The organism is Kitasatospora sp. NEAU-69, assembly GCF_057158765.1.
In genome coordinates this window covers 38,311-47,995 of record NZ_JBWXUE010000050.1, presented here as the reverse complement: position 1 = coordinate 47,995, position 9,685 = coordinate 38,311, and the positions used below count along the sequence as shown (strand labels likewise).

At 71.6% G+C, this 9,685-nt stretch carries 7 protein-coding genes; 4 read left to right on the top strand and 3 right to left on the bottom strand.

Annotated features, from left to right (window positions below; genetic code table 11):
- Window positions 1-280 precede the first annotated feature (280 nt).
- The 3 genes from AC060L_RS34885 to AC060L_RS34875 are packed head-to-tail and all read left to right on the top strand — an operon-like array spanning window position 281 to window position 2,608.
- Entirely contained in the window at window positions 281-985 is a 705-nt protein-coding gene (locus AC060L_RS34885; RefSeq protein ID WP_483802994.1) for a hypothetical protein, read from the top strand.
- A gap of 6 nt (window positions 986-991) precedes the next feature.
- Window positions 992-2,134, top strand: a complete 1,143-nt coding sequence (locus AC060L_RS34880; RefSeq protein WP_483802993.1) for a hypothetical protein — start codon at window positions 992-994, stop codon at window positions 2,132-2,134.
- Window positions 2,135-2,188: 54 nt separating this feature from the next.
- Window positions 2,189-2,608, top strand: coding sequence for a hypothetical protein (locus AC060L_RS34875; RefSeq protein ID WP_483802992.1), 420 nt, complete (start codon window positions 2,189-2,191; stop codon window positions 2,606-2,608).
- Between the two features lie 24 nt (window positions 2,609-2,632).
- On the opposite strand, the gene AC060L_RS34870 is transcribed toward AC060L_RS34875, so the two are convergent.
- The 3 genes from AC060L_RS34870 to AC060L_RS34860 form a co-directional block, all read right to left on the bottom strand.
- Window positions 2,633-4,759: a DUF6351 family protein gene (locus AC060L_RS34870; protein WP_483802991.1), complete on the bottom strand. Its 2,127-nt coding sequence runs from the start codon at window positions 4,757-4,759 to the stop codon at window positions 2,633-2,635.
- Between the two features lie 105 nt (window positions 4,760-4,864).
- Entirely contained in the window at window positions 4,865-5,965 is a 1,101-nt protein-coding gene (locus AC060L_RS34865) for a DUF3048 domain-containing protein (protein WP_483802990.1), read from the bottom strand.
- Window positions 5,966-6,010: 45 nt separating this feature from the next.
- Window positions 6,011-9,127 carry an alpha-mannosidase gene (locus AC060L_RS34860; protein ID WP_483802989.1) on the bottom strand — a complete coding sequence of 1,039 codons (3,117 nt, stop codon included), beginning with the start codon at window positions 9,125-9,127 and terminating at the stop codon, window positions 6,011-6,013.
- Window positions 9,128-9,314: 187 nt separating this feature from the next.
- Here AC060L_RS34860 and AC060L_RS34855 point away from each other — a divergent pair, with 187 nt between their 5' ends.
- The gene (locus AC060L_RS34855; RefSeq protein ID WP_483802988.1) at window positions 9,315-9,647 is read left to right on the top strand and encodes a hypothetical protein; all 333 of its coding nucleotides are present in this window, start codon (window positions 9,315-9,317) and stop codon (window positions 9,645-9,647) included.
- Window positions 9,648-9,685 lie beyond the last annotated feature (38 nt).

Sequence of the window (9,685 nt, the reverse complement as noted above, 5' to 3'; positions counted from 1 at the left end):
CGAACACCAGACCAGAGCCACTGTCAGCCACTACGACCGACGCGACGACCCACTCCCCGCAAGACTCCGCGCCTGGCGACGAAACGAACCGACTCGATCACAACTTCAAGATCTGAGGCTGTAGTACCGGGCGGGTGTGGAGGGTGGTGAGGAGCCGGGGCAGGGTGGTGGTTGGAGCAAGAGCGAGCCGGCGCTGACGCCGGACCGGAAGTTCTGCGTCATCACGTTCACTCCGGCGCCCGGGCGTCCGGCGAAGTTCGATGGCACCTGGGCGTTGACGTTGACGATCTCGCAGCTGCCGATCAACCTGGTGCCGGGCGGCGTGGATATCGAGGTCGTCGAGGAGACCTCGGCCACCACGAGTGGTTACACGGCGAAGACGGTGGCTCTCCCGGTCACGAAGTTCCCGGCGGGGTTCGTGTTCCGGAACCTGCGGCCCAACAAGATCATGGTCGAGAACGGCGAGAGCGTCGTCCTCAGCTGGGACGTGCAGGGCGCGGTCTGTGAGGTCTTCTGGGACAACGACTCCGAGCCGAACGCGACCAGCCCGTGGACCTCGGAGCCGCTGCACAACGTCACCGGCTTCATGGTCCAGGCCACGGCCGCTCAGGACAACACGCTCGTGCACACCCTCACCACCGCTGTGACCGTCGCCAGGCCCGACCTCGATGTCGGCAACCTCACGGTCAACGGCAAGCTCACCGCCCAGATCTTCGGCGGCGGATTTCTCGTTGGGGGCTTTCAGATCGCACAAGCCGGCGTGTCCCAGACGTACGAGCACGATGGGATTTTCGTCTGCGGCGGGTTCGAGTGGGACCTGCGAATCACTGTCGAGATCGGGACCTCGCGGCCTGTCGTCACTGCCCCCAAAGGAGTGCCGTTCACCATCCCCGTGCGGAAGGGGACCACGCTGACGTTTATGCCGACCGGATCCGTCAGTGGAAAAACGTACCTCACTTACTTTTACCTGGAGCTGGGGGCCTAGTCGACCATGCCCATCCACCCCCGTGCCGTCGGCGATGTGCTGCTCAACTACGCGCCCCTGAAGCCGACTCCCGACCCGCTCACCGTCAGTACCGACAAGGATCCGTCCACCGGTCGGCTCGACCTCACCATCGGCCGCAACATGACCACCACCGCCTACTGCCAGCAGCTCACCGTCAAGATCCCGCTGGGTACGGGCAAGGAGCAGCTCACCACCAAGCCGGACGCGATCCGCGTCGGTGTCACGGGTGGCGAGGAGCCCGGTCAGGGGGGTGGCTGGACGCCGGGGACGCCGACCACCACGCCTGACGGCAAGTTCCGGGTTTTCCCCTTCAAGCCCGCACCCGGACGCGCGGCAAAGTTCGACGGGAGCTGGGCACTGACCCTGACCATCTCCCAGATCGAGATCAACAACACCCCCGGCACCGTCGATGTCGTGGTCGTCGAGGAGACCTCCCCGACGACCAGCGGGTACACCTCGAAGGACATCGAGCTGCCGGTGGTGAAGTTCCCGGCGGGGTTCGTGTTCCGGAACCTGCGGCCCAACAAGATCATGGTCCAGAACGGCGAGCGCATCACTCTCAGTTGGGACGTGCAGGGTGCGACCTGCGAGGTCTTCTGGGACAACGACTCCAAGCAGGGCGTGACCAGCCCGTGGACCTCGGAGCCGCTGCACAACGTCACCGGTTTCATGGTTCAGGCCACGGCCGCCCAGGACAACACGCTCGTCCACACCCTCACCACCGCCGTCATGGTCGAGCTCCCCGACCTCAAAGTCGGCGACCTCGACGTCCTGGGGAAGACCCGGATCCTGCGCCGTCACCCCCGGATCGCGATGCCGCCCAGTGGCGACTGGCGGGCGACCACTGACGGGGTTGCGGTGGTGACCTACCAGCCGACAGCGACAGGGGGCGGTGCGGGGCAGGTCCAGCTCAGGATTCGGGCGGAGGGCAGCGACTACAACGATCTGCTCGACACCTTCGAGGCGGACAACGTCGCCGCCGACAAGCCGGTCACCCTCTCCGTTCCGCTCCAGCGAGGCGAGTGCCTGCATTACCTCGCGTACCCGTGGGGCAACGAAATCGCCACCATGAGCTGGTGCTCCTTCGGGGACGGCGAGTTGGAGTACCTGGGCCAGGTGCCCTGGTAGTCAGTAGGCGCATGCCCTCGCACACCCGGACAACCGTCAACGAAAGGCAGTGACATGGCCGGCCACTTCATCCTCCGCAGCATCACCACCAGCGATCTGACGATTGCTCAGCAGAAGGGCGCGAGCTGGTCCGCCCTGCAGCACGGGAACATCGGCTGGAACACCGCCTCGCGCGCGGTGCTGACCAAGGCGCTCGGCGGCCAGCCGATCGGCAACCGCGACGGGCTGCCGCCGCACCGGTACCTGGAGTGCAAGGCGAGCGTCGGCGCCACACTGGAGGCGTACCTGCGTGTGGCCGGCTGGGCCGAGCAGCTCGTCCGCCCGAACAGCACCGGGCTCGGCCTGCGGGAGTTGAGCCCGAAGGCGCAGGCCGCGTGGGCGCGGGGCGACAAGAACGGCGCGGTGGTCGAGCAGTTCCTGCACGGGACGGCGACCATGGAGGTCTACTACATCAGCGGCACGGAGATGAGCTGACCCCTCCGGGAGGGAGGAGATGGTTCACTCGCCGTAGTCGAGCCACTCGGCGGTCGGGGGCTGCTGGTCCGGGCCGGGGCGGGTGTAGTCGCAGACGCCGGTCGGGAATGCCTCGCGCAGCGCGGTCTGCTCGGCGGGGGTGAAGGGGACGGGGTAGGCGGCGAAGTCGAGCGGGCGCAGGGCGCAGGCGAGGACGTCCTCGGTCGGCGGGGCGCCGGCCTGCAGGCGGGGGTCCGAGCCGAGCGGGTAGTCGGCGGCGCAGCGGCCGCTCGCCGGGTCGGTCAGCGGCTCCCGGATGCGGTGGTCGGCGGAGAGGTAGCAGCCGTCGGCGAGGCCGGCCGGCTTGTCGGCGAGCACCTTGGCCGCTCGGCTGCGGGGGGAGTGGTCGGCCTCGATGGCGGTCAGCCACCGGTCCATCGCGGCCAGCTCGTACGTGCCGGCGGCGGCCGTCTCGGCGGGGGTGTTGTGGTTCTCGATGATCACCTGGTTGGCGGCGGTGCCGTTGGCCCGGAGCAGCCGGGCCCGCAGCACGAAGGACCACTGGGTGGTGTGGATGTCCTGGAGCGGGCCGGCGGTGTCCAGGTCGTCGCGCTGGTCGATGATCGGCGTGTCGCGCAGCCCCTGGCCGCCGCTGATGACGATGTCGTCGCGGTAGGCGGCCCGCACCGCCTGTGGGTCCGCCCGGCCGCGCCGCGCGACCGGCGTGCCGGCGGTGTCGAAGCCGCCGATCCCGGTGTTCAGCGCGACGAACCGCGCCGCGCTGAGCCGGCCGTGCTCCAGCGCGCCGAGGCCGTACTGCACGCCGGTGTTGTCGAGTGTGCCGCGCACGAAGCCGGTCGCCGGGTCGCGGCCGAACTCGTTGGCGTACTGCTCGGCGGCGCTGCACTTCACGCCGGTCGGATTGGTCACCGGGTTCCAGATCGCCGCGGCCGGGATCACGTCGTCGTTCGCGAGGAGCTGCTTCCCGCAGCTGTCTGCGGGGGTGATCCGGTCGGCGAAGGAGCCGTCCCAGGAGAGGCAGCTGTCGTAGTCGCGAAAGCCCGCCACCGCCTGCCGCTCGGCGGCGTCGAACGAGGCGCCGGGCCCGGCGAAGAACCGGTCGAGCAGCCGGCAGTCGGCCGCGACGGCCATCGTGGTGAACGGATCGGGGAACGCGGCCCCGGGCACGATGCCGTCCAGGATGCCCGGGTAGGCGTCGGCGAGGTCGTACTGCTGGATCGCGCCGCCGGAGACTCCCCAGCCGATGGTGTGCGCCACCGGGCCGTAGGTGTCGATGAAGTGCTCCTTGACCATCATCGCCGCCTCCGCCGAGATGACCGTGCCGCAGTTGTTGTCGAGCACGTCGAGGCTGGAGGACGCGACCGCGTAGCCCTGGGAGAGGAACAGGTCGTCGAGCACCCCGCCGGTGCTGCGGCCCTGGTGGTGGCCGCCGTCGCAGCCGCCGCCGAAGGTGGCGATCAGCCGGTCGTTCCAGCTCGTGTCGGGACGCAGCGGCGACGGGTCGGTCCCGTCATAGAGCGCGGCGATCTCGTAGACGGCGCGGTCGAGCGTGCCGGTCTCGACCCGGACGACGTACGGCACCGAACGCCCGCCGACCGTCGCCGTGGCGAGGTCGGCGGGGCGGGCGGCCGGGTCGGCGAGCGGCTCGAACACGCCGCCGGTGGTGCGGTACCGGTAGCGGACCACGGTCGGTGCGGCGCACTGCGGCTGCTCGGCCGGGGCGAGGCCGAAGGCGGCCGTCTCACAGTAGAACGGGAGCTGCTGCGGGCCGGAGAAGACCGGGCCTGCGGTCGGGTGGTCGACCACGGTCAGCTCGGCGGTCCGGGCGCCGGAGCGGGCCGTGATGCGGTTGGCGCCCGGATTCAGGCCGGTGGCGAGCCCGAGCAGCGAGCCGTCGGGGCGGCGGACGAAGCCGTCCAGAGCGCGTCCGTTCGCGGTCACCCGCACCGGGGCGCCGCCGGGCGCGGTGATCCGCAGCAGCACCTCGCCGCCGCTGACCAGCTCGGGGTGCGGGTTGGAGACGGTGATGATGGTTGGTGGGGCGGTGGTGCCCGGAGCGGTGTCCGGCGCGGCTGCCGTCGTCATGGCCGCCAGCAGGAGAGTGCCGAGCAGGACGGCACCGACCGTGGCCGAGCGGGTGCGGTGGGTCATGCGGAGCCCTTCGCTGCCGGTGGAGCAACCAGTGAAACAAGCCGGGCTGCTCCGGCGGCGGCACCACGACGGCGACCCCCGGGTGACTCCCCGCCTGCGCATGGCCTACTGGGGGTCGAGCACCACCCACACCTGGCCGGGGGCGAAGTTCATCGGCTGCCCGTTGTAGCTGAAGGTCGTGCCGCCGTTCGGATCGGTGCGCGACCAGGTGCCGTTGTAGGCCTTGCCGTCGCGCAGGATCGTCGTGTTGCCGCTGCCGACCGTCGGCGCGTACGGCGAGAGCACGCCGGGCGAGTCCATGAAGCCGCGCGGCGAGGTGGTCTCGGCCACGTGCTGCACGACGATGGTCGGCGCCCCGAGCTGCCCGGAGTCGGTGCTCTGGGCCGGCTGGCCGTCCATCGCGACCAGGTACTTCTGCTGGTCGGCGGACCAGCTGAAGACGAACGAGGCGGCCGGCATCCGCACCGTGAGCGAGCCGGTCGGCACGCCGCCGTCCGGCGCCGGGCCGAACCGGAAGCCGATGTCCTTGGCCTGCGCGGAGTCGGGGATGTTGTTCAGCACGGTGGACGGCTTCACGTACAGGTTGAACGGGGCCGGCCGGGACGAGTCGCGCGCGTAGGCGGTGGGCTGCTGGTCGGGTGAGGCGTTGAAGACGTCGGCCTGCTGGAGGATCGGCAGGAACTTGCTGAGCGCGCCCGAGTACGCGAACGCGACCTTGCCGTACTGCTGGAGGATCGGCAGGTCGCTCTCGCGCGCGCTGCGCACCGGGCCCACCTTGTCGCCGCTCGGCAGGTGGTTCGAGTCGTAGATCGCCAGGAACCTCGACAGGCCGCCCTCCACCTCGATCGCGTACACCACGTCGGCGGCGCCGAGGCCGGTCTGCGGTCGCGCGTTGACTATGTTGTCCACCTTGACGGCGAGGATCCGGCCCGCAGCGCCGGGCAGTCCGGTGAGCGGCGAGACGTTCGACGGGGCGGTGGTCGTCGGTGACTCGGCGGCGGAGGACGGTGCGGACGCCGAGGGGGAGGGCGAGGGCTTGGTGGGGGCCCGGGAGCTGCCGCCGCACCCCGACAGCAGCAGCGCGGTGCCGGTGGCGAGCGCGACCAGCGCCCCCGCCGGTGCGCGCGCCGGTGCTCGCCTCAGCGCCGTCGCGAAGAACCGCGAGGACCGGTACCCTGCCGGCGGCCGAACGGGCGCAGCCTTCATGGACATCACCTCACCCCCCATCGTGCGCGCTGTCCGCCGGACCTTCTAGTCAGCCCCAACTCCGTCCTGCCGCAGGTGCCGTGACAGCCGGAGGGTGACCAGCTCGAACGGGCGCAGCCGTAGCACGATCAGGCCCGCGCGCAACTCCACCGCGTCGCCGCGCAGCTGCGAGCCGGCGCCGAGCGGGCGTTCCAGCAGGTCGCAGCTGAGCACGCCGGTGAACGGGAAGGACGCGCGCAGCTCGGCCCGGGCCCGGCCGCCGCGCGACTCGTAGAGGCGCACCACGACGTCGCCGCTGCGGTCGTCGGCGAGCTTGACGGCGCTGACCACGACCGCGTCGTCGTCCACCGTCACCAGCGGGGCGACCTCGGCGTCGCCCGGCACCCGCCGCTCGGGCAGGTTGATCAGGTAGCCCTCGCGGACCGCGTCGCCGATCGCCGCGCCGGGGACCAACGCGTGCCGGAACCGGTGCTCGCCCTGGTCGGTGTGCGGGTCGGGGAAGCGCGGGGCGCGCAGCAGCGAGGCGCGCACCGTGGTGGTGGTGCCGTGGTCCCCGGCGCGCACGGTGCGGGTCACGTCGTGGCCGTAGGTGGAGGCGGTGACCAGCGCGACGCCCCAGCCGGGCTCGGCGAAGTGCACGAAGCGGTGGTTGCACGCCTCGAACTTGGCCACCTCCCAGCTGGTGTTGGTGTGGGTGGCGCGGTACTGGTGGCCGAACTGCGTTTCGGCGGCGTAGCGTTCGGTGTGCAGGTCGAGCGGGAACGCGGCCTTGAGGAACTTCTCGCTCTCGTGCCAGTCCACCGCCGTCTCCAGGTCGACCCGCGCGGCCGCGGCGCTCAGCGTGATCGTCTGCACCGCCCGCGAGGCGCCGAAGGAGCGGACCACCCGCACCGCGACGGCCGCCGGCCGGTCGTCGGCGACGGCGAGTTCGTCGAGCGCGGTGAGGTCGGTGACGGTGTTGCGGTAGAACCGGTCGACGTCCCAGGCGTCCCACATGTTCGGGAAGTCCGGGTGGAGCTGGAGCAGGTTGGCGGCCGCGCCGGGGGCGATCGTCTCGCGCTGCCGGGCGTGGTGGTAGACCGAGACGATCAGGCCGCGCCCGTCCACCTCGACCCGCAGCAGGCCGTTCTCCAGCACGAACCCGCCCTCGGCGCGCGGCCGCAGTGAGCAGCCGCCGGCCGCCCCGGCTGCCACGCCCGGTGCGCCCGGCGGCCGCAGGGCACCGGCGCCGGCGGCGATGCCCGCGCGCTCGTGCGGGGCCGCGTTGAAGACGACCTCACCGCCCGATGCGCCGTCACCGGCGAGCGCCCGCTGGGCGGTGGCGATGATCCCGGTCAGCTCCGCCGCGACGGCGGCGTACGTCTGCTCGGCCTCGCGGTGGACCCAGGCGATCGAGGAGCCGGGCAGGATGTCGTGGAACTGGTGCAGCAGCACGGTCTGCCAGAGCCGGTCCAAATCCTGATAGGGGTAGTGGAGTCCGGCCTGCACGGCGGCGGTGGCCGACCAGAGCTCGGCCTCGCGCAGCAGGTTCTCGCTCGCCCGGTTGCCCTGCTTGGTGCGCGCCTGGCTGGTCAGCGTGGCGCGGTGCAGCTCAAGGTACAACTCGCCGACCCAGACCGGTGGTTCGGGATACTCGGCCTGGGCCTTGGCGAAGAAGTCGGCGGGCTTCTCCCAGCGGACGGTGGCGGAGCCCTCCAGATCGCGCAGCCGGGCCGCCTTGGCAATCATCTCCCGGGTCGTCCCGCCGCCGCCGTCACCCCAGCCGCTCGGCGCCAGCGAGTGCGAGGCCCGGCCCTTCTCCCTGAAGTTGCGGGCGGCGTGGGCGATTTCACGGCCGTGCATCGAGCAGTTGTAGGTGTCGATCGGCGGGAAGTGGGTGAAGACCCGGCTCCCGTCGATGCCCTCCCAGCAGAAGGTGTGGTGGGGAAAGGAGTTGACCTGGCTCCAGGAGATCTTCTGGGTCAGCAGCCACTTCGAACCGGCCGCCCTGATGATCTGCGGCAGCCCACCGGCGAAGCCGAACGTGTCCGGCAGCCAGACCTCCTCGTTCTCGATGCCGAACTCGGCCAGGAAGAACCGCTTTCCGTGGACGAACTGGCGGGCCATCGCCTCCGAGCCGGGCATGTTGGTGTCCGACTCCACCCACATGCCGCCGGCCGGCACGAACCGCCCCTCGGCGACCGCCTGCCTGACCTTCGCGTATACCTCGGGCCGGTGCTCCTTGAGCCAGGCGTACTGCTGTGCCTGGGACATGGTGTAGACGAAGTCCGGCTCCGCCGCGAGCAGCGCGGTCATGTTGGCGGTGGTCCTGGCCACCTTGCGGACCGTCTCGCGCAGCGGCCAGAGCCAGGCGGTGTCGATGTGCGCGTGGCCGACCGCGCTGATCCGGTGCGCGGACGCCGCGGCGGGCGCGGCCAGCACCGCGGCGAGTTCGCCACGGGCGGTGGCCGCGGTGCCGTTGACGTCCTGGAGGTCGACGGCGTCCAGCGCGCGTTCGATCGCCCGCAGGATCTCCCAGCGGCGGGCGCCGTCCGCCGGGAGCTCGGCCGCCAGCTCGCCGAGCACCTCCAGATCCATCACCAGCTGCCAGACGGTCTCGTCGAAGACCGCCAGATCGAGCCGGCCGATCCGGTACAGCGGCTGGTCGCCGGCCGTCGCCGGGTCGCCCAACCCGGTCGGCAGGAACGGGTGGTGCTCCATCACCATCGGGTTCGAGGCGGCCTCCACGTGCAGCAGCACCGGCTCGCCGCCGATCGCGGGGGAGGCGATCCGCACCCACTGGTTGCGCGGGTGCAGGCCCTTCACCGGGGTGCCGTCCGGGCGGTAGACCAGCCCCTCGCACTGGAAGCCGGGCATGTCGCGCTCGAAGCCGAGGTCGATCAGCGCCTCGACGGTCCGGCCGGCCCAGCCGGCGGGCACCGTGCCGGAGACGGTCAGCCAGCTGGTGCCCCACGGCGCGCCCCACCGGTCGCCGACCGCGATCGGGGTGCGCGGCGCGGCCAGTCCCTTGGCGACCAGTCCCTCGGCGACCGGGACCGGTTCGCCTTGGGCGGTCCAGCAGCCGGCCCGCAGCGGCACCGTCTGCGGGTACACGGCGGGTCGGATGCGCTCGTCGAGCACGCGCCGCAGGCGGGACTCGATCAGCTTGCGGTCGTCGTGCATGGCGGGCTCCAGGGTGCGGGGTGAGCGATGGCAGCGCTGACGCCCTCGGTGATACCCCGTGCGGCCGCCCGCCATGGGTCCGACGCGCGGACGGGACGGGTACGGCGGAGATCCGCGAATATCGGGCGGATATCGAGGGCTGCCATTCTGGGGGCGCAGCGACACCGATCCCGGAGGTACTGGCCCGATGATGACTTCCCGTAGCCGATCCGCCGCCCGCTGGGGCGCCGTCGCGCTGACCGTGCTGGGCGCGGTCGTGGCCGCGGGAGCGGCACCGGCCGTTGCGGCGACCGCCCCCGTCCGGGTCGTGCACCAGGTGTCGGGCGGCCAGGCCGGTCTGGAGGTTCAGCCCGGGGAGGGCCGGGCGTCGACCGTCATCGGTTCCGGCTCGACGGCTGCCGCGCCTGCGGCCGATGGTGCGAGCACCTACGACCCGTGCGCGGCCACCCGGGCCATGGGCTACCAGGTCTTCGGGAACTGCCAGCAGGGCACGGTCGTCTGGAACAACACCGGCTCCTGAGCCGGCCCGGTGCTGGGGCTGACCGGTGCTGCGGCTGC